The following is a 20,762-nucleotide window of genomic DNA, read 5'->3' as shown; positions in this document are numbered from 1 at the left end:
TTAAATCAATCATTAAAATACCTTGAACCCATGAAAATTCTGATTTTGCTGCCTTTACTGAGTTGCTTGGGCCTGACAGCATGTAGCCTGCCCGTTTCATCTTCCCCATCTCAAAGCACTTTGACTCAATCCACCCAAGCCATCGCCAGCTTATTTGATCAAGCACAAAGCTCTGGCGTTCTAGTGATTCAGCGTGGTCAACAGTTACAGGTCTATGGCAATGATTTGAGCCGAGCAGATACCGAATATGTTCCTGCTTCAACCTTTAAAATAGTGAATGCCCTGATTGGCTTGCAACATGGCAAAGCCACAGCCAATGAAATCTTTAAATGGGATGGCAAGAAACGCAGTTTTGCCACCTGGGAAAAAGATATGACGCTCGGCGAGGCCATGCAAGCTTCTGCGGTACCGGTCTATCAGGAACTGGCACGCCGTATCGGTCTGGAATTGATGCAGCAGGAAGTGCAACGCATCCGGTTCGGCAATCAGCAGATTGGGCAGCAGGTCGATAACTTCTGGCTGGTCGGGCCTCTAAAAATTAGTCCGAAACAGGAAGTCGAATTTGTCTCTGCTCTTGCTCGAGGAGAACTTGCCTTTGATCCTCAAGTCCAGCAGCAAGTTAAAGCCATGTTACTTTTACAGGAACGGCAAGCTTATCGCCTGTATGCTAAATCCGGTTGGGGCATGGATGTAGAACCGCAAGTCGGCTGGCTGACCGGGTGGGTCGAGACCCCTCAGGGGGAAATCGTGGCATTTTCCCTGAATATGCAAATGCAAACCAATATGAATCCAGCCATTCGCCTTGAAATTCTACAGCAGGCTCTAGGCGAATTAGGGCTTTACCCAAAAGCGGAGCAGCAAAGCAAATAGGCATGGGAAAAGTATTAAAATTAAGTTATATTTTTAAAAAATAACCATTTAAATAAAAATATGCGTCTCTTGCTCTGCCTGTTCATTATGGGATTGATCGTGTCTGCCTATCTACATATGCAGACCAAAACCCATCCACAACTGCGCTATAACTCACTGGCTGATCGCTTGACGCATCCTTTCGACACCCGCTTACGTTTTCGCATTGATCAGGTCGATTCAGGCTTTGGAATGAGTAAAGATCAGGTCATTCAGCTGAGCAAGGAAGCAGTCGAGATCTGGCATCAGGGTACAAATCGTGATGATCTGCTGGTATATGATGAAAATGCCAGACTAAGTATTCGCCTGATCTATGATCAACGCCAGCAAGACTACAATGCCTTAAAGAAAATTGAAAAACAGTTACTGGCAGATGATGCCAGGTATCAGCGTCAGGTCAAAAATCTGCAAGCCTCCTATCAACATCTGGAAAGTCAGCAGCAACGCCTCATTCAGCAAAAAAACCAGATCAATAGTGAATTTCAAGCCTTACAGCACCGCCGTCAGCAGTCAGATTTATCCGCATATGAACGCGAACAGATTGAATATGAAGTCTTGGCTTTACAGCGTAAATCGGCAACTTTTCAACGGGAGTTTCAGTACCTGCAGGAACAGCAAAGTTCCTTTAATATGAATGTTTCCATGCATCAGCATGGCCTCCAGAACCATCAGCAGAATATCATTCAGGCTCAACAGCGTTTTCCTGCCCGCGAATTTCATAAGGGTGTTTTTATGGGTGATCAAATTCAGGTTTATCAGTTTGATGCAGAAGATGATTTGCGTCTGACCTTAGCCCATGAACTTGGACATGCCTTGGGGCTGTATCATCATAATGACCCGGAAGCGCTGATGTATCCTGTACTGGGCAAACAGAATCTGCAACACTTCCAGCTACGCCCTGCAGATAAAACCCTGCTATATAACCGTTAGTTAATCAGTCTGAATCCCCTAGTTAATTTAAGTGTATAAGTATTATAAAAAAGACTCCATTCTGATTTCATGTTATTGTGAACGGCTACATTGTTCAGGCCATCTTTGGAGATTCGTGTGAGTTACTACCATATTTTAATTGAAGTAAATGACCACATTAGTACGATTGATGAAACCCGTGATATCGAAATCTTTGATATCGAGGACATCCAACCCTATCTTCATTCGATTTTATTGCCTTATTTTAATGAACAACTGATTGAACTCGACGATGAAAATCTGGAATACAAAGATATTCTGCATCTGGCAATCAAACAGACTTTATTACCGATCAATGACCTGATTGAAGAAGAACAGCGTCTGTTGCCAAGCGATACCGATATTACTATTAGCGCCTATGAAATTTTTAATAACCGCGAGTTGAGTCAGGATGTTACTACCGTAATCTTTGACCTGCTTGAAGCGGTTAAACTGGATAGCTAAACTTTATCCAGATATAAAAAAGTCCTCATTAAGAGGACTTTTTTTTGTGCATGGATTTAGATCGAGAATGAAGATCCACAACCACAGGTGGTAGTAGCATTCGGGTTTTGTACTACGAAACGTGAACCTTCCAGACCTTCTAAATAATCCACAACTGAACCGACCAGATACTGATAACTCAGTGAATCGACCAGGACTTTAACATCACCATTGGCAAATTCTGCATCATCTTCATTCTGGCTTTCTGCAAAGTTAAAGCCATAAGAGAAACCTGAACAGCCGCCACCGGTGACATAAACACGGAGCATTAAGTCTTGGTTACCTTCACTGTCACGCAACTGGCGTACTTTATTTGCGGCATTGTCGGTGAGCACAAGCGCTTGGGCATTCATGGCGGATTCCTCTGTTGAATGGAATGTCTTTAGAAAGAAAAGACCATATTTAAGTATAACACACTCAATATATGGTCAGTCTCTACAGATTAAAAGTCAAATCAGAGTAATTTTATCAGGATTATTTGTAGTTCTCATCCTGTAAGGCACATTCAAAATTTGTCGGATTCTGTTTGCAACGGAATTGCCACAGCAGTTTCATCATACGTTTGTCATAAACGCCGCGTTTGGTCAGGTCAATTCGGGAATCCCGCATCATTTTTTGATAACCCGGTTTATCTGCCGCAGGAATATCCATCCAGTATTTTGATGGAATATCTGATTTCATTTTACCCAAAATGCCAAAGGCACGCGGTAACTGGCTCTTGACCCACTCACGTGATTTTTGTCCGTATCCGGCCGGGAATTTATCGGGACGGATAATAATATTACCGGTAACCTGCAACACCGGATAATTCACAATCGCACCCTTACTACCTAACCCCTTATGTAATTCTAAAGGCTTAAATGCTGCAGCTGGTGCACCGATAATATCCACCTGACCATTGTTAAACATACTGGCAAAATTGCTGATTTCGGCACTCACCGCTTGTGCACCGACCTGCTGTACCATGATTTTTTGTGCTTCGTCATGGCTCAGTACCGCAATTTTCTTGCCGGCTGCTTTGGCAACAGTATTGATACTGCGGTCATTCACCAGCAGATAAGCGTCCCCCACCGGAATCACGCCGACAATTTCATATTTACCTTGCAGCATTTGTTTGGCGAAGGTGGGACTGGCCAGGCCCTGCATGACTTTAACCGCTAGATTCAGATCGGTGATAGCCCCAATTGCATCCAGAGAACCGGTAAACTTGTTAAATTGTCGGCCACGCATACCGGTCACACTAATCCCGTCACATTTTCCAGCTTTAAAATCTTCTGCAACCACGGCTTCATTGGTATTTACTCGCAGTTCGACATCTGCTCCCCAGTTTTTGGCCGCCAACTGATAGTCTTTCATCACACTATAGACATCACCGTTTTTACCGACCAGATCAAATACGCAAATCACCTGTTTAGCTTGGGCCAGACCTGAAACAGCCAGTGTCGCCGTAGCCAATGCCAGTGCTTTCCATCCTCTATGCATCATCCTCATTTCCTTATTGCTTGTTTTTGTTATTGCAGTTTTAGTCACATGTGACTGTTTTTTATATAAAACATGTGAATTTAATATTTAGATCAAGCTTAAGCTATTTTATTCGCTGCACAATGGCAGATCTGACCGAGGCATCCATAAAAAAAGCTTAGATGACTCTAAGCTTTTTTCTTTAAAAATCAAATTATTCGCCAGAAAGTGAACATTCAAAGTTGGCTTTATCGACAGAACAGCGTGCACGTTTTAATACCGACATCATGCTGGCATCATAGATTCCGCGTTTGGTCATATCCATCCGGCCATCACGTAACATTTTCTGATACTTGGTTTTATCTTCAGCACTCAGATTCATTTTATACTTTGACGGAATACCTGCTTCCAGACGGCTGATCATTCCCATGCTCTTTGGCAGGTTTTTGATAAACCAGTCACGCGATTTTTGTCCAAAACCTGCCGGGAATTTTTCCGGACGAATCACAAAATCAGAAGTCACATGCAGCACCGGGAAATTAAACATCGCGCCGTTATTACCCAGGCCCTTGTAGATTTCCAGCGGCTTATAAGCATAGGCAGGTGCACCGACCATATCTACCTGACCATTATTAAATTTGGCCACAAAGTTGGAAACATCGGAAATTACTGCCTGCGCACCGACACGCTGTACCATGATTTTCTGGGCATCGTCGTAGCCAAGTACTGCGAATTTTTTACCTGCGGCTTTTTCAATCGAATTGATATTTTTATCACGAACAAAAATAAATGCCGAACCCAGCGGAGAAATACCGGCGATTTCATATTTTTTGCCGCCCATATTGGTCACCATTTTGCCTGCATTACGTTTATCCAAGGCAAAACTGATGGCACGCTGGGCGATGGCATTATTCGGTGCACCACCCAAGGCATCGATGGAACCGGCAAACTTGTTATATTGACGGGCACGCATGGCAGTCATAAATACGCCATCACATTTGCCTGCCTTAAAGTCATTGTCAGCAACCGCTTCATCCTGACGCGCAATCAGATTGATGTCTGCGCCCCAGCCTTTTGCAGCCAGTGCCCATTCTTGCGCCATCTGGAAAGACTCACCGGATTTACCCAGTAAGTCAAACACACAGATATCGACTTTTTCTGCATGTGCCACACTTGCAAAACCAAATGCAGAAAATGCAGCCAATGATAAGAGTGTTTTTTTCATTGTAGTGATCCTTTGAAATCTTGTTATTTGCTGAGTGTCCGTACACGGAACAAATATTAAGCAAGTTTAATTAAAAAAAATAGAGCATTTACTCCATTCAAAAGCCGCATTTTGGCCTCTAAAGATAAATTCATTTAAGCTGCCCAAGCCACTTTTAAATATATTGTTAATTATCAGTAATTTAAATTTAAATACTGCTTGCTTATAATTACATTTAGCTCGTCATAGTTACAAAGATATACATGATTACAGTTTTATTCACCACTAATTGAACATTCAAAATTGGTTCTTTCTACCGTACAACGTGCACGTTTCAACACGGTCATCATGCCTGAATCATAAATCCCCTGTTTGGTTAAATCGAGTCGGCCGTCACGCAAAATCTTTTGATAAGCCACACGGTCTTCACGGCTGAGATTTAAAATATATTTGCTTGGAATTTCAGCTTCCATGCGCTTGACCATGGCAAAGCTGCGCGGTAACTGTCTGACAAACCAGCTTCGGGATTGCGCTGCAAAGCTTGCCGGGAACTTATCTGGTCGAATAATCAGGTCTGCAGTGACATTCACTACCGGAAAATTGATCATGGCACCTCTAGAACCTAAGCCTTTTTCTAGCTCCAGCGGTTTAAAAGCATAGGCCGGTGCAGCCACAATATCGACTTCACCCTGATTGAACTTACGGATAAAATTGGAAATTTCCGACATTACCGGTACCGCTTCAATCCGGTTCACCATGATCTTTTGTGCATAGTCATAATGCAATACGGCAAATTTCTTGCCTTTGACCTGTTCCAGTTTATTGAGTCCGCGATCACGAACAAAAATATAAGCCGGACCAATCTGGCCGATACCTGCGACTTCAAATTTTTCCTTGCCAATTTGGGTCATCAGGCGTTTGCTGTTGCGTTTATCCAGTACATAACTGATAGCTTTCATGGCAATGTCATTATTCGGCACGCCACCAATCGCATCAATTGATCCAGCAAATTTGTTATAGGCCCGGGAGCGCATGGAGGTCATATAAAAAGCATCACACTTTCCAGCTTTGACATCCTGATCTACCTTGGCTTCATCCTGATAGGCGCTCAACTGGACCTGCGTCCCCCAGCTTTTTGCTGCCAGTGCCCATTCCTCCAGTAACTTATAGGACTCACCCGATTTTCCCAGCAAATCGAAAACACAGACATTCACGCTGGCTTGACTCGAAGTCGACACCAACAGACCCAGCGCAGACAAAATTAAATATCCCTTTTTCATTTTTATTTGACTCTATCGTACTTATTGTTCTAACCATATGAACTATAAACGACTACTCACAGTAAAAATAGAGTTTTTACTCAACTTGAGCGTTTACCTCCTAGTGGGGAACAGAGGTCAAAACCTTTCATTTCAGTAAAAACTGCAAGATTTTTCATTTTCCTGGGGCTTTCCTTTAGAATAGGCACATCTTATTGCTTAGCCTTGATTTCTCAATGATTCAGTTAGACCAGTTATCTATACGTCGCGGTGGACGTGTTTTATTTCAAAAAGCGTCGATGCAGTTACACCCAGGATGGAAAATTGGCCTAACCGGTGTCAATGGTGCCGGGAAATCGACCCTGTTTTCAGCCTTGCTCGGTGGTATGGAATCGGACAGTGGTTCACTGACCCGACCTGCGGTATGGACTGTGGCGCATATGGCTCAGGAAATTAAAGCCCTGGATATGAAAGCCATTGATTTCGTGTTGTCGGGCGATGAAGAATACTGGGAGATTCAGCAGAAACTCGATCAGCCGGATCAACTTGATGATGCAGAACTGGCACATTTATATGGCCGTTTTGATGAAATTTCAGGTTATTCGGCTCCTGCCAAAGCCTCGCAGCTGATGGCCGGTCTGGGCTTCTTTGAACATCAATCACAACTGGATGTTTCAAGTTTTTCCGGTGGCTGGCGTATGCGCCTGAATCTGGCACGTACCCTGATGAGCCGGTCAGACTTACTGCTTCTTGATGAACCGACCAACCATCTGGACCTGGATGCGATTCTCTGGCTCGAAGACTGGCTAAAAGCCTATGAAGGTACGCTGGTACTGATTTCGCATGACCGGGATTTCCTCGATGCGATTACCGACCATATTTTACATATCGAAAATCAGGAACTGACTTTATATACCGGTAACTATTCGACCTTTGAGCGCACCCGTAGTGAACGTCTGGCACAGCAGCAGCAAGCTTATGAAAAGCAGCTGGAAACCCGCGCGCACCTGCAAAAATATATTGACCGGTTCAAAGCACAAGCGACCAAAGCCAAACAGGCCCAAAGCCGGATCAAGCAACTGGAACGTATGCAGGAACTGTCCGCTGCACATGTCGATACGCCATTTACTTTCAGTTTCCGTGAACCGACCAAAATGAGTTCGCCATTATTGCAACTGGAACATGCCGATATCGGTTATGGTGACAAGCTGATTGTGACCAATGTAAATTTACAGATCACGCCAAACAGCCGGATCGGTTTGCTCGGGATGAATGGCGCTGGTAAATCCACGCTGATCAAATCACTGGTCGGTGACTTAAAACTGATTCAAGGTCTGCGTAAAGATTCAGAATTGCTCAATATCGGTTATTTTGCCCAGCATCAGATGGACGCACTGGATGGCAATGCCAGCCCGATGTTACAGCTGGCACGTATTGCCGATAAAAAAATCAGTGAAGCCAGCCTGCGTTCTTTCCTGGGTAGTTTTGGGTTTAGTGGCGAACGTATGGATACGCCAAGTGAAAGCTTCTCTGGCGGTGAGCGCGCACGTCTGGCCTTGGCACTGATTGTCTGGCAGCGTCCCAATGTACTGATTCTGGATGAGCCAACCAACCACTTAGATCTGGATATGCGTCATGCACTGACTATGGCCTTGCAGGATTTCCAGGGTGCCGTGGTACTGGTTTCGCATGAACGCCAGCTGATTGCCAGTGTCTGTGATGAACTGTTACTGGTTCATAATGGTCAATGCCGTGAATTTGACGGTGATCTCGCTGCTTATGCGGACTGGTTACGCCAGGCCCGGAGCGAGATGATCAAAAACGGGCAAAAGCCGGCCGAACCGGTGAAATCCCAGGTTGAAGTCAAACCGACCATTTCCAAACTGGATAAAGAAGCTCAACGTAAAGAAGCTGCGCGCCAGCGGGAACTCAGTCGTCCGATTCGTAAAAATATTGAAAAATGCGAAGCACAGATTGCAAAGCTTCAGCCGCGTCTGGCTGAAATTGAAACCTTACTCGGTGACAGCGCTTTATATGAAGCATCACGTAAAAACGACTTACTGAAATTGATGAATGAGCAAACCGAGCTGAAAACCAAGCTGGAAACAGCCGAAGAACAGATGCTGGAACTGATGATGGAACTGGAAAATCTGGAACAATCCTTCTAAAGCTGTTTCTATCCCATTCATTAGCTGAGAGATGGGTAACAATCGTTACTCGTCTCTTTTTTTATTTGAATAGTCTAGTTTCAATATTTTTTTACCCATTTTATTCCCCCGTGCTTTCAAGTTTCCTCTTTATTGATTAATTGACACATTTTGTATGCGAATTACGCAACTCTTATATAAGTTTATTTTTTAAACAGTTGAGTGGCTTTTTTCATACATTAATTTACAGCGCCAGTTTACCTCCTAAGACTCTAATACAAGTACTTTTAATTTTTGGCAGCCTTAAATTCAAGTCTGTTTAATGTTGAACTAGAGAGGAAATCCGCATGCGTGCTCTTACTTATCACGGTACTCGCGATGTACGAGTTGAATCCGTTCCTGATCCAGTCATTCAGGAAGCAGATGATGTCATCCTTAGAGTAACGGCCACTGCCATCTGTGGCTCAGATCTGCATCTTTATCGGGGGAAAATTCCAGCAACCGAACAAGGGGATATTTTTGGTCATGAATTTATGGGGGTGGTTGAAGAAGTCGGTCCTGAAGTCACTTCAGTAAAAAAAGGTGACCGGGTTATTATTCCGTTTGTGATTGCATGCGGACACTGTTTTTTCTGTGAGCATGAACTCATGGCTGCCTGTGAGAATACCAATACAGGCCGTGGTGCCATCCTGAATAAAAAGCAGATTCCACCCGGTGCAGCATTGTTTGGATATAGCCACCTGTATGGTGGTGTGCCAGGTGGTCAAGCCGAATATGTACGAATTCCCAAAGGCAATGTGGGCCCGTTTAAGGTACCCGGCTCCTTGCCGGATGAAAAAGTATTGTTCCTGACCGATATTCTGCCGACTGCCTGGCAGGCGGTCACCAATGCCCAAGTTGGTCGAGGTTCCAGTATCGCCATTTATGGAGCTGGACCAGTGGGTCTACTTGCTGCTGCCTGTGCACGGATGCTCGGTGCTGAACAGATCTTCATGGTCGATCACCATCCTTACCGCTTGCGATTTGCTCATCAAACTTATGGGGCGATTCCGGTCAATTTTGATGAAGTCGATGCTGCTGAGTTTATTATTCAAAATACCGCAGGTTATCGTGGGGTTGATGCAGTCATTGATGCTGTTGGTTTTGAAGCTAAAGGTAGCGTTCTGGAAACTGTAATGACCAATCTGAAACTAGAAGGTTCGAGTGGCTCTGCATTGAGACAATGTATTGCGGCAGTCCGTCGTGGTGGTGTGGTGAGTGTACCGGGAGTTTATGCCGGCCCAATTCATGGCTTCCTGTTCGGGGATGCCTTCGACAAAGGTTTGACCTTTAAAATGGGACAAACCCATGTGCATAAATACCTGCCGCAGTTACTAGAATATATTGAAAATGGGGATCTTTCTCCTGATGTGATCATTACCCATCGCATGAAACTGGAAGAAGCCGCAGAAGGTTATCGTATCTTTGATAAACGGGAAGAAGATTGCCGTAAAGTCATCCTGACGCCATAAAGATGATTAAAGGAAAGCGCCGTCAGGCGCTTTTTTTATTTTTATAGTTATTTTATCACTTCTCTTTTTTCTACTCCTCATCATCACACTTCAGCAATCCCCTCCCTTTTTTCTCTAGAAACGAAAGAGATGTTCGATTTTCAATAATGAAGTCAAAAATAAGCCCTAAGAGAAAAAAGAAAAAATTAAGCAAAAAGCGATAAAAGTATGATTTTAAATAAAAATGAAAGTTCACTTGATTATTAAATTAACTATGTAGTTTAACTACACCCTGAATTTTGATTAAAAAATATGTTCCACGCCAATGATTAGATAAACTACACTATACCAACAAGTACATAATTTATAATAATTTATTATTTTAAAACCCATATAGAAAATAGTCTGGACACTCTACGAATATCTCGCCAAATCCATTTTTAAATTTAAAGTGCTATTTTAAATTTAAAAACACTTATCCACAAGACCATAAAGTTTAACTTTGAATTTAGAAAAAGGAATTAAGAAGTGAGTTAAGACTTATTGCAAAATACTATCTTATTCACATAAAAATCGTGGATAACTTCAGAGTTATCCACATATTTAATCAGGTTTACTACACGATTAAAGCAATACCATTCACGTATTATTTAACTTCTTACACCAAATTTTTTACAAGTTATTGAAAATTTAAAAGTTTATATTCAACAATTTTTCATTTCTTTTTGGGATATTGGATTTTTTTGAACAAGCTATTTTTTATTTTTAGCCAATTCCATACTAAGTGTTTGAACAGTCCTTATTGTATTTATATTCCTTTAATTCCATTTTGACCGATACAGTGTTCACCCAGCATTTTGGACTGCATAGATACTCCTCATCATATAAAGAGCGTCCTTCTCCCTCACCTTATTATTCAAAAAATTCTCTTGAAAGTTCTGATGCAGTTCATTTTTATAATGAGATACTCATTCCAAATTTCCTGTATTCCTCCAAGCTGGTGGATCTATACCTAACCCCTTTCCTAGAATCAAACTGGCTCACTCAAGCCGGCTTTTTAAAACTAAAATGAACCAGTTCGATATCTAAAAATCTGTCCATATTTACTCTATTCTGCCTAGTCCACAGGATATGAGTAAAAAATTGATCTAAAAAAAGCGCCTCGAAAGGCGCTTTTTTATGTTTGAGTTTATCCTGAAGGATCAGGCATCAATGTCAGCATTCAAGGCATTTTCTTCAATGAAGGCACGACGTGGTTCTACATCATCGCCCATCAAGCAAGAGAACATACGGTCTGCCTCAATCGCATCTGTGACCGTCACTTGCAGCATGTTACGATTGTCTGGATCCATGGTCGTTTCCCACAACTGCTCTGCATTCATCTCGCCCAGACCTTTATAACGCTGGATCATCATGCCACGACGTGAGTCAGCCAGGATGTTTTGCCACACTTGATGGAAGCTTGAAACAGGGATTTTACGCTCGCCTTTTTGTAGGTAAGCCCCTTCTTCAAGCAAGGTGAACCAACTCTTCGAGTTTTTCAACAAACGTGCGTATTCACTTGAACCCAACAAGTTTGCATCCAGCAAATAAGAATGCGGTAAGTTATGAATATAAATCGTGATACGTGGTAAATAGGTATTTGATTTATTACCTTCAGCATCTTCTTTTTCAAAGGTTTCAATGCTGAGTTCAGGCCGCAAACTTGGTTGCATGTTTTCAACATGGTCACGCATTTGCTTAGCCCAAGTTTCTACATAATCCAAATCATTGGCTTGATCAAGTTTGAACGCATCAAGAGCAAGCAAGCCATCAAGTACCGTTGCAGGATAGCGTACAGTTAAACGCGCCAAACTCTTTTGCGAGGTTTGATAATCTGCAATGACTTGTGCCAAAGCTTCACCACGAATCGCGGGAGCCTCTGCGCTAATATGCAGTTCCAGCTCATCAATCGCATTGGAGATCAGGTAAGTTTCCAGTGCATCATTGTCCTTGATGTACTGTTCCTGCTTGCCTTTTTTCAGCTTGTACAATGGTGGCTGCGCGATATAGATATGACCCCGCTCGACCAGTTCCGGCATTTGACGGAAGAAGAAGGTCAAGAGCAGCGTACGGATGTGCGAACCATCCACATCAGCATCGGTCATGATGATGATTTTGTGATAACGCAGCTTGTCCGGATTATATTCTTCACGGCCAATACCACAGCCGAGCGCAGTAATGAGAGTACCCACTTCAGCAGAAGAAATCATCCGGTCAAAACGGGCACGCTCTACGTTCAAAATCTTACCTTTCAACGGTAAAATCGCCTGCATCTTACGGTTACGGCCCTGCTTGGCTGAACCACCTGCAGAGTCACCCTCGACCAGATATAGTTCCGACAGTGCCGGATCTTTTTCCTGACAATCAGCCAGTTTACCTGGAAGACCGGCAATATCCAGCGCACTCTTACGACGTGTCATTTCACGCGCTTTACGTGCTGCATCACGGGCACGCGCTGCATCAATAATCTTGCCGGCAATAGCTTTCGCTGCTTGCGGATTTTCCAGCAAGTACTCAGAGAATGACTTATTCATGGCCTGTTCAACCGCAGTCTTCACTTCACTTGACACCAGTTTTTCTTTGGTTTGTGAAGAGAATTTTGGATCAGGTACTTTGACTGACACGATGGCAGTCAGGCCTTCACGCGCATCATCACCCGAGACTACCACTTTTTCCTTTTTCAGGATATTTTCGCTGTCCATGTAGTTATTTAAACCACGGGTCAAAGCAGCACGGAAACCAGCCAGATGTGTACCGCCATCCTTTTGCGGGATGTTATTGGTAAAGCAGCGCACGTTTTCCTGATAAGAATCATTCCACTGCAATGCTACTTCCACACCAATGCCATTTTCAGCCTGTGTGGTGAAATGGAAGATATCATTCAGGTGTGTTTTGCCTTCGTTAATATATTTAACGAATTCGGACAGGCCACCCTCATAGTCATAAACATTTTCAAGATTCACGCGCTCATCGCGAAGCACAATGCGTACGCCAGCATTCAGGAAGGACAGTTCACGCAAACGACGCGCTAAAATATCAACATTGAAAATGGTCTGGCTAAAGGTTTCTGCACTTGGCCAGAAACGAACGGTAGTACCCGATTGATCTGTTGTGCCTGTTTCGCGTAATTTATAAACAGGATCACCATGACGGTATTCTTGTTCATAGGCTTTTCCGGCACGGCTGATATTCAGTAGTAATTTTTCAGACAGTGCGTTGACTACGGAAACACCCACACCATGCAGACCGCCAGAGACCTTATAACTGTTATCGTCGAACTTACCACCGGCATGCAGAATCGTTAAAATTACTTCTGCTGCAGACACACCTTCTTCAGGGTGAATATCGGTCGGAATACCACGGCCATTATCAGAAACTGAAACCGATTCATCTTCATGGATGGTGACTATAATTTCATCACAGTGGCCCGCCAAGGCTTCGTCAATCGAGTTGTCGACTACTTCGAACACCATGTGGTGCAGGCCTGTACCATCATCTGTGTCACCAATATACATGCCCGGACGCTTACGGACTGCGTCTAAACCACGTAATACCTTGATGCTAGAGGAATCATAAGCCTTTTCAATGGTTTGTTCTGTTTGAGAAGCAGCTTGATCTTCTGAACTCATGGTTTCTCCCTAGTGAAAAATAGGTCTATCCAAAGATGGGTAAAACTCAAAAAATATTATTGCACAACTTGAACAGTACCGTTTTCAACACTGAATAACTGATATGAGATAGACAAATCATGTAAGTGCTTCTGTACTGCTTCATGGTCTAAGGTGGTAATAAAAACTTGACTACCAAGTTGGCTCAATCGCTCAATTAAACGTTGTTGTGCGGTTAAATCTAATTCTGCTGTCACATCATCTAATAATACCACAGTTTCCTTATTACAAGAATGTAGCATTGTGATTTGCGACAGTTTTAATGCGATCATCAGCAGCTTTTTCTGCCCGCGCGACAGGATTACATCTGCGTCCCCCATCGGGGTCTTTAAACGCAAATCTGCGCGATGTGGACCATATTCGGTATAGCGTCGCTCGCAGTCTTTTTCATGATGATTGGTCAGGTCATTCAACAGACCGCTTTCACTATGGAAGCCTGGACTGTATTCCAGACTGACCTGTACGTCAGGTAACAACTGTTTCAGATCATCTTCAAAAAATGGCTTCCATTGTTCTACGATCCCGACACGCTGCGAATGCAGGATTTCTCCATATTCACTCAGCATCTGGTTCCACGGTTCCAGATCGGAAAGACTGAGAAAGCGTTTGCTTTTGAGCAGGCTGTTCCGCTGTTTCAGTGCACGTGAATAATATTGCCAGGCATGATAAAATTCCGGTTCCACGTGGAACATCAACCAGTCCAGCAATTGACGCCGTGGTTTGGCACCATGATCAATAATATCGGTACTTTGCGGATCAATCAGCTGCAAGGGTAGCAGTTTGGCCAGCTGACCCTGAGTCGCGACCAGATCACCATTGACCTTAATCAACTGCTCCCCGCCAGCCATTTTTTGCATGCCTATTTTTTCAGTCGCGGACTGTGCAAACACAATCGCATCCTGTGCGCCATGCTGGATATAATTTTTGGGAATATGGGTACGGAAGGAACGTCCGGCAGCCAGTAAATGAATCGCCTCTAAAATCGAGGTTTTACCTGAACCATTTTGGCCATAAAAAACATTAAACGGCTGCAATCCGTGGAGAGCAACCGTCTTTAAATTCCGTACACGCTCAATATGTAAACGCGTAATATGCATAGCTTATCTGAGTATCAAAAAGCCGCGGCTTAAACACGCATCGGCATGACAACATAGACTTGATCTGTATGTGCCGGGTCCTGTACCAAGACAGACTGGTTCGCTTCAGTCATGGTCATCGACACATCATCGCCATCCAGCACCCCGAGCACTTCAATCAGATACTGCGCATTAAATGACATTTCTAGCGGGGAATCTGAATATTGAATTGCCAGGTCTTCAATTGCTTCATCCTGCTCCGGGTTATTGGCGCGAAGCTGCAAGGAATCGGCATTGAAGTTCAGAAACACACCGCGAAGTTTTTCATTACTTAAAATCGCCACACGTTGCAAAGACTGCTTGAACACGTCATGTGCGATCATCACCACTTTGTCGCCACCACGTGGAATTACACGGCGGTAGTCCGGGAACTTACCATCAATCAGTTTAGTCGTGAAACGTACGGTAATATCCGCCTGTTCCTTGTCACGGCTTGGCATGGTAATGGTCACATTGAGCAGTTCACGGCCAATCAATAAAGATAATTGCTCATCTTCAACGCTCAGCAGACGCTGTAATTCTGCAACGGCTTTACGTGGCACAATCGCCTGAATCGGCTGGGTTGCTGTAGATTGTGCTGTCGTTTCACACAGTGCCAGACGGTGACCATCGGTAGTCACTGCACGAAGCTGATTGGCATCAATTTCCAGCAAGGTACCGGTCAGGTAAAAACGCACATCCTGAACCGCCATGGCAAAAGCAGTTTTTTCAAACAGGCGTTTCAGTTCACGCTGTGTCACTGTCACTTGCGTGCCTTGCGTGTTTTCAGTATTTAGTAATGGATAATCATCAGCAGGCAAGGTACCCAGTACAAAACGGCTGTTACCTGATTTAAGAATGCAGCGCTGGTCTTCAGTAATATGCAAATCGATCAATGCCGCTGAAGGAAGTGACTTACAGATATCAATCAGTTTACGTGCAGGAACTGTGGTCTCACCTTCCTGCAGACAGGCACCTTCAGCCAGCGCCGTACTCGCCACCAGCTCAACCTCCAGATCCGAACCGGTTACGGTCAATGCTTGTGCGGTCACCTGAATTTTCAGATTAGACAGGATATTCAAGGTATGGCGACGTTCAACCGCTCCTACGACATGTGAGAGAACATTCAGTAAGCTTTCTTTCGCGATTTTTAAACGCACGGTGCATTCCTCTAAAGCTGAAGATTAATATAGAAAAAGTGATTTTTTGACGGTTTACTATGCGGCAAAAGCAGCCGCATAGCAAGAATAGAATTTGAGCGTTTTCGGTCAACTTTGCAACAGACGTTGCAGGTTTTTATAGTCTTCGTTAAAGATCGGATCTTCTTCGCGCAGGCTCTGTACTTTCTCGCAGGCATGCATCACGGTACTGTGATCACGCCCCCCAAAAGCCATGCCAATTTCCGGAAAACTGTCGCCGGTGAGTTCACGGGCCAAGCCCATCGCCAGCTGACGGGGGCGGGCATAAATCCGGGTACGTTTTGGACCAACAATCTCTTTTAACGGAATACGGAAATATTCACTGACCACACGCTGAATGTTTTCAGTACTGATGGTACGCGCTCGAATCGCCAGCACATCTTTCAAAGATTCACGCACTACATCCAGATCAATCGGCGTGCCTTTGAAACGTGAAATCGCCACCACTTTATTCAGCGCACCTTCAAGCTCACGTACATTGGCCACGACCTGCTGAGCAATAAACAGCGCACAGTTACGTGGTAAATCCACTCCGGTGTTTTCTGCTTTTTTCAGCAAAATTTCAATCCGGGTTTCAATATCCGGTGGTTCAACACCTACCGATAAGCCCCAGGAAAAACGTGAAACCAGACGTGGATCCAGTTCGGTCAGCTCTTTAGGATAACGATCCGAGGTCAGGATAATCTGCTTGGACTCGTCCAGCAGTGCGTTAAAAGTATAGAAAAACTCCACCAGACTGGCTTCTTTACCCGCCAGCAGATGGATATCATCAACCAGTAACAGATCCAGAGAGCGGCAGTTCTTTTTAAACTCTTCAACCTTGCCCTGCTGCAAAGAGCTGACAAAATCCTGCACAAAACTTTCTGCGGTCATGTACATGACCCGGGCATTCGGTTTGGCCTGCAACAGTGCATTGCCGACTGCCTGCATCAAATGGGTTTTACCCAGACCGGTCGGACCATATAAAAATAAGGGGTTATGCTGGGAAGCACCCAGCTGGGTCAGTACCTTACGACAGGTTTCTGCTGCCATCTGGTTAGAACGACCTTCCACAAACAGCGAAAAGGTGAATAAGGGGTTCAACTGACGTTTACGGCTATTTTTGCCTGAATCTTCTTTTTCTTTCTTGGGACGCGGGGATGGCGCGACAACAGGTGCGGATTCTAGTGCAGCAGTCGTGGTGGCCGGCTGTTCACTCGCAGACAGGATTGCCCCCGGGCGAGAATCTACCAGAATTTCAACTTTACGCACACGACCTTCAGACAGCTGTTCTGCCAGAATTGAAATCAGTTCCAGATGATGTTCCTGAATGTAGCGCGTCCAGTAAGGATTCGGTGCATAAAGACGCAAGGTATCCTCCAGCTCTTCTGCAACCAATGGCCGAATCCACATGGTAAAGACATTTCCAGAGAGCTCTTGTCGCAGGCGATTTAAGCAGTCCGTCCAAAGCATGTGAATCCCCTATTCATTCCATTGTTCATTCGAAAAAAAGCTGCCCGCGACCAAAAGCGGGTCGCCATTCTAACCAAGTTATCCACATCTGTCATGGCAATTTCCACAAAAATTGTGCAAAAAGAAATCAAGGTGCATAAATTTAAATTTAAAACCCGGTGTGGATAAGTTTATCCGCAAGCTGTGGATAAAATATATCACAAAGTTATCCACAAAGTATAAAATTAATAACAACAGTTTTATCCACAACATAACTCAATGTTTATATAAATAAAAAATAGCTTATCCATAGAAAAAGTGCTCCCTAATAGTAATAAATTTAAATTTATAAATTTGAATTTACTTATAAGATCGCGAGTTTTTGTGGATAACTCATAAAGCATTAAATTTAAATTCAAAACTCGGAGTTCAAATTTAAACTCTGGATAACATGTGGATAACTTTGTTGATAGAGTTGTTTATAACTTATATTTATTTAAATAACAATAACTTGATTTGTGGTTAACTCAAATCGAGATAGTGTTATCCAGTTCTGCATAAAAAATACACCTTCTCTCTTTTTTGCTGTTATTTGAAAAGAAAAGTGCTTTTGCATTGACAGCTCAAGCAATGAGCACTAAAATCGCGGACCTTCACAGAAAGATCATTTTTTGGAGTTTCAATATGAAACGTACATTCCAACCGTCTGAATTAAAGCGTAAGCGTGTTCATGGTTTCCGTGCTCGTATGGCTACTAAAGCTGGTCGTCAAGTATTAGCTCGCCGTCGTGCAAAAGGTCGTCATAGCTTAACTGTTTAATCAGTTACGCTAAGACGATTTTGGGTGTTATGACAAAACTTTATAGTTTTGGCACAGAGTTGCGATTACGCTGTGCTGCCGATTATAAAGGTGTCTTTGATGGTGCGCTTTTTAAAGTGCATCAACCCCATTTCTTATTTCTTGCAAAACATTCCGAACTGCCAAATAGCCGTTTGGGTTTAGTTGTTGCCAAGAAGAAAGTGCGACGCGCACACGAAAGAAATAGAGTAAAACGACTTGCTCGCGAAAGTTTTCGCCTGCATCAACAGCAATTAGATGACTTAGATATTGTAATCATGCCGAAAATTGGTATTGAGACAGTACCTAATGCAGAATTGCACCAGCAATTACAATTTGCCTGGCAAAAACTTAACCGTCTTGCCAAAAAGCATTCAAAAATAGCCCCCTTCCCACAAAAGTAGAGTTGGCCAATGGTACGTTTACTGCATTGGTTGATCCGTTTCTATCAGATTGCGATTAGTCCTCTTCTTGGACCGCGCTGTCGTTATATTCCAACTTGTTCTCAATATTCCTTGGAAGCAGTCCAGATGCATGGCGCTGGGCGTGGAGTGTGGCTGGCTACTAAACGTATTTGCCGTTGTCATCCGTGGGGGGGCTCGGGATATGATCCTGTTCCCTCAAAAGCGATTCGTTTTATTTCATTTCAGCAAATAGATTCTCAAACGCTTCACGTTGCTGTACCCTTTCGTGATCGTTTATTGAACCAAAATCACTCTCACCACTTGGGGTAATACATATGCAACAATGGGCCAGGATTGCAATTCTCGGAGCCATGTTTGTTGTCGCATATTTGCTCATTTTGGCGTGGCAAAAAGATTATGGAAATGCTGAAACAAAACCGCAGCAGGAAACTGCTGTTGTTTCGCATGACGTATCTGCAGATTTGCCAAATGGTCAGACGGCTACAGTTGCCTCTGATCTGCCACAAGCAAATGTGCCAGCGCAGCAAGCCACGGATGCCACAGCACCTGTAAGTCAGCAGCTTATTTCAGTACAAACTGACCTTTATCATCTTTGGATTAATCCCAAGGGTGGTGATATTGTTCGTGTTGAATTACTCAATCATGACAAGAACAAAGACAGCGATGAACCTTTCGTCATGCTGGAAAGCGATGCGAAACGGACCTATGTCGCCCAGTCTGGCCTGATCGGTCTGAATGGACCGGACAGCAGCCGTAACGGCCGTCCAACCTATGAAATGGAAAAAACCGCTTATACTCTGGCAGATGCAAAGACAGTCAAGAGCAAAGACGGTAAAAACCTGAAAGTCTTGTCTGTACCGCTGGTGTTTAAAACCGCTGATGGTGTCGAGATCATCAAGACCTTCAATTTCACTGAAGGTGAATATCCGGTCGTGGTAAACCATAAAGTGGTTAACCGCAGTGGCCAGACCTGGCAAGGTCAGATGTTCGGTCAGATCAAACGGGATAACTCGGAAGATCCGGGTAAATCCGATCAGGGTATCTTCACGCTGGGAACATTCCTGGGCGGTGCATGGGGTACTCCGGACGAGCAGTATAACAAACTTAAATTCGACAACTTTGTTGAAGAGAAAGTCAGTACTGAAGCCAAAGGCGGCTGGGTGGCAATGGTGCAGCATTACTTTGTGAGTGCATGGGTACCAGGTCATCTGAAGTTGACTCAAGGCGATGGTGAAGCCTATAGCGCCAAGCTTGAATCACGCAAATCAACCGATAACATGAACATCATCGGTTTTACTTCACCGACTTTCAATGTGCCTGCAGGTACCGTGGCTGAAGTAGATGCGACTTTCTATTCAGGTCCAAAAATCCAGTCAGAACTGAAAGATTTGGCTCCAGGTTTAAACCAGACCGTTGATTATGGCTGGTTATGGCCAATTGCAAAATTGCTGTTCGTGGGTCTTGAATTCTTCCATGGCTTGGTAGGTAACTGGGGGTGGGCAATTATTCTGTTGACCGTTCTGGTGAAACTGATCCTGTGGCCATTGTCGTCGAAGAGCTATCGCTCGATGGCGAAAATGCGCTTGATTGCCCCGGAAATGCAGCGCATGAAAGAAGAATTCGGTGAAGACCGGATGCGCTTCTCTCAAGAAATGATGGCATTGTACAAACGTGAACAGGTCAATCCGCTTGCGGGCTGTTTACCGCTATTATTGCAAATGCCAATCTTCCTGGCCTTGTACTGGGTATTGATGGAATCGGTTGAACTGCGTCATGCCCCATGGATTCTGTGGATTCAGGATTTATCTTCAATGGATCCTTGGTTCATCCTGCCATTGCTGATGGGCTTGACCATGTATATCCAGCAGTCGTTAAATCCGCAGCCGACCGATCCAATGCAGGCGAAAGTCTTCAAGTTTATGCCGATTATCTTTACGGTATTCTTGTTATTCTTCCCGGCAGGCTTGGTTTTATACTGGATCGTCAACAACTTGATCACGATTCTGCAACAAACTTTGATTAACAAGTCTGTTGCCAAAGATCGTGCTAAACGTGATGAGGCCACTCCAGTCAACTAAGTTGTACGGATAGGCTGAATAAATCCGCTTAAGATGGTAATCTTA

The 20,762-nt window shown here is 44.0% G+C and carries 17 protein-coding genes; 9 read left to right on the top strand and 8 right to left on the bottom strand.

Features of this window, described 5'->3' with window-relative positions:
* The first annotated feature begins 30 nt into the window (after positions 1-30).
* The 3 genes from blaOXA to VXQ92_RS13820 all read left to right on the top strand — a co-directional run bounded on the left by blaOXA (position 31) and on the right by VXQ92_RS13820 (position 2,322).
* A complete protein-coding gene (gene blaOXA, locus VXQ92_RS13830) occupies positions 31-870 on the top strand; it encodes an OXA-134 family carbapenem-hydrolyzing class D beta-lactamase (protein WP_129717326.1) in 840 nt (279 codons plus the stop codon).
* Positions 871-930: 60 nt separating this feature from the next.
* On the top strand, positions 931-1,839 hold the full coding sequence (locus VXQ92_RS13825; protein ID WP_416682159.1) for a matrixin family metalloprotease: 909 nt from the start codon (positions 931-933) through the stop codon (positions 1,837-1,839).
* A 105-nt stretch (positions 1,840-1,944) separates the two neighbouring features.
* Entirely contained in the window at positions 1,945-2,322 is a 378-nt protein-coding gene (locus VXQ92_RS13820; RefSeq protein WP_171254913.1) for a hypothetical protein, read from the top strand.
* Positions 2,323-2,378: 56 nt separating this feature from the next.
* On the opposite strand, the gene erpA is transcribed toward VXQ92_RS13820, so the two are convergent.
* The 4 genes from erpA to VXQ92_RS13800 all read right to left on the bottom strand — a co-directional run bounded on the left by erpA (position 2,379) and on the right by VXQ92_RS13800 (position 6,306).
* A complete protein-coding gene (gene erpA, locus VXQ92_RS13815) occupies positions 2,379-2,714 on the bottom strand; it encodes an iron-sulfur cluster insertion protein ErpA (RefSeq protein WP_004281944.1) in 336 nt (111 codons plus the stop codon).
* Positions 2,715-2,835: 121 nt separating this feature from the next.
* The gene (locus VXQ92_RS13810; protein WP_064095279.1) at positions 2,836-3,843 is read right to left on the bottom strand and encodes a putative solute-binding protein; all 1,008 of its coding nucleotides are present in this window, start codon (positions 3,841-3,843) and stop codon (positions 2,836-2,838) included.
* A 193-nt stretch (positions 3,844-4,036) separates the two neighbouring features.
* Positions 4,037-5,047: a putative solute-binding protein gene (locus VXQ92_RS13805; protein WP_064095253.1), complete on the bottom strand. Its 1,011-nt coding sequence runs from the start codon at positions 5,045-5,047 to the stop codon at positions 4,037-4,039.
* A 254-nt stretch (positions 5,048-5,301) separates the two neighbouring features.
* Positions 5,302-6,306: a putative solute-binding protein gene (locus tag VXQ92_RS13800; RefSeq protein WP_416682157.1), complete on the bottom strand. Its 1,005-nt coding sequence runs from the start codon at positions 6,304-6,306 to the stop codon at positions 5,302-5,304.
* A gap of 215 nt (positions 6,307-6,521) precedes the next feature.
* Between VXQ92_RS13800 and VXQ92_RS13795 the strand changes: the two genes are divergently transcribed.
* Positions 6,522-8,453 (top strand): ATP-binding cassette domain-containing protein, encoded by a 1,932-nt coding sequence (locus VXQ92_RS13795; protein WP_191731287.1) that lies wholly within the window; start codon positions 6,522-6,524, stop codon positions 8,451-8,453.
* A gap of 326 nt (positions 8,454-8,779) precedes the next feature.
* Positions 8,780-9,943 (top strand): zinc-dependent alcohol dehydrogenase, encoded by a 1,164-nt coding sequence (locus VXQ92_RS13790; protein WP_416682156.1) that lies wholly within the window; start codon positions 8,780-8,782, stop codon positions 9,941-9,943.
* A 1,181-nt stretch (positions 9,944-11,124) separates the two neighbouring features.
* Here VXQ92_RS13790 and gyrB read toward each other — a convergent pair.
* From gyrB to dnaA, 4 genes are all read right to left on the bottom strand, one after another.
* Entirely contained in the window at positions 11,125-13,593 is a 2,469-nt protein-coding gene (gyrB, locus tag VXQ92_RS13785) for a DNA topoisomerase (ATP-hydrolyzing) subunit B (protein WP_416682155.1), read from the bottom strand.
* A 56-nt stretch (positions 13,594-13,649) separates the two neighbouring features.
* A complete protein-coding gene (gene recF / locus VXQ92_RS13780; protein ID WP_416682153.1) occupies positions 13,650-14,729 on the bottom strand; it encodes a DNA replication/repair protein RecF in 1,080 nt (359 codons plus the stop codon).
* 29 nt (positions 14,730-14,758) lie between these two features.
* On the bottom strand, positions 14,759-15,907 hold the full coding sequence (gene dnaN, locus VXQ92_RS13775; protein WP_064095259.1) for a DNA polymerase III subunit beta: 1,149 nt from the start codon (positions 15,905-15,907) through the stop codon (positions 14,759-14,761).
* A 108-nt stretch (positions 15,908-16,015) separates the two neighbouring features.
* Positions 16,016-17,398 (bottom strand): chromosomal replication initiator protein DnaA, encoded by a 1,383-nt coding sequence (dnaA, locus tag VXQ92_RS13770; protein WP_064101908.1) that lies wholly within the window; start codon positions 17,396-17,398, stop codon positions 16,016-16,018.
* A 663-nt stretch (positions 17,399-18,061) separates the two neighbouring features.
* Between dnaA and rpmH the strand changes: the two genes are divergently transcribed.
* The 4 genes from rpmH to yidC are packed head-to-tail and all read left to right on the top strand — an operon-like array spanning position 18,062 to position 20,717.
* On the top strand, positions 18,062-18,196 hold the full coding sequence (gene rpmH / locus VXQ92_RS13765; RefSeq protein ID WP_000831329.1) for a 50S ribosomal protein L34: 135 nt from the start codon (positions 18,062-18,064) through the stop codon (positions 18,194-18,196).
* 29 nt (positions 18,197-18,225) lie between these two features.
* A complete protein-coding gene (gene rnpA / locus VXQ92_RS13760) occupies positions 18,226-18,618 on the top strand; it encodes a ribonuclease P protein component (RefSeq protein WP_416682150.1) in 393 nt (130 codons plus the stop codon).
* A 9-nt stretch (positions 18,619-18,627) separates the two neighbouring features.
* The gene (gene yidD, locus VXQ92_RS13755; protein ID WP_004281931.1) at positions 18,628-18,948 is read left to right on the top strand and encodes a membrane protein insertion efficiency factor YidD; all 321 of its coding nucleotides are present in this window, start codon (positions 18,628-18,630) and stop codon (positions 18,946-18,948) included.
* 5 nt (positions 18,949-18,953) lie between these two features.
* Entirely contained in the window at positions 18,954-20,717 is a 1,764-nt protein-coding gene (yidC, locus tag VXQ92_RS13750) for a membrane protein insertase YidC (RefSeq protein ID WP_064095262.1), read from the top strand.
* Positions 20,718-20,762: the final 45 nt, after the last annotated feature.

The organism is Acinetobacter sp. 228 (assembly GCF_048147885.1).
This window is presented reverse-complemented; position numbering and strand designations above follow the sequence as displayed.

Coding starts and splice junctions, on each gene's coding strand:
- VXQ92_RS13810 (WP_064095279.1), bottom strand. CDS start 3,843: ATGCATAGAGGATGGAAAGCACTGGCATTGGCTACGGCGACACTGGCT.
- gyrB (WP_416682155.1), bottom strand. CDS start 13,593: ATGAGTTCAGAAGATCAAGCTGCTTCTCAAACAGAACAAACCATTGAA.
- dnaA (WP_064101908.1), bottom strand. CDS start 17,398: ATGCTTTGGACGGACTGCTTAAATCGCCTGCGACAAGAGCTCTCTGGA.
- VXQ92_RS13795 (WP_191731287.1), top strand. CDS start 6,522: ATGATTCAGTTAGACCAGTTATCTATACGTCGCGGTGGACGTGTTTTA.
- rnpA (WP_416682150.1), top strand. CDS start 18,226: ATGACAAAACTTTATAGTTTTGGCACAGAGTTGCGATTACGCTGTGCT.
- VXQ92_RS13800 (WP_416682157.1), bottom strand. CDS start 6,306: ATGAAAAAGGGATATTTAATTTTGTCTGCGCTGGGTCTGTTGGTGTCG.
- VXQ92_RS13790 (WP_416682156.1), top strand. CDS start 8,780: ATGCGTGCTCTTACTTATCACGGTACTCGCGATGTACGAGTTGAATCC.
- yidC (WP_064095262.1), top strand. CDS start 18,954: ATGCAACAATGGGCCAGGATTGCAATTCTCGGAGCCATGTTTGTTGTC.
- recF (WP_416682153.1), bottom strand. CDS start 14,729: ATGCATATTACGCGTTTACATATTGAGCGTGTACGGAATTTAAAGACG.
- blaOXA (WP_129717326.1), top strand. CDS start 31: ATGAAAATTCTGATTTTGCTGCCTTTACTGAGTTGCTTGGGCCTGACA.
- rpmH (WP_000831329.1), top strand. CDS start 18,062: ATGAAACGTACATTCCAACCGTCTGAATTAAAGCGTAAGCGTGTTCAT.
- VXQ92_RS13805 (WP_064095253.1), bottom strand. CDS start 5,047: ATGAAAAAAACACTCTTATCATTGGCTGCATTTTCTGCATTTGGTTTT.
- yidD (WP_004281931.1), top strand. CDS start 18,628: ATGGTACGTTTACTGCATTGGTTGATCCGTTTCTATCAGATTGCGATT.
- erpA (WP_004281944.1), bottom strand. CDS start 2,714: ATGAATGCCCAAGCGCTTGTGCTCACCGACAATGCCGCAAATAAAGTA.
- VXQ92_RS13825 (WP_416682159.1), top strand. CDS start 931: ATGCGTCTCTTGCTCTGCCTGTTCATTATGGGATTGATCGTGTCTGCC.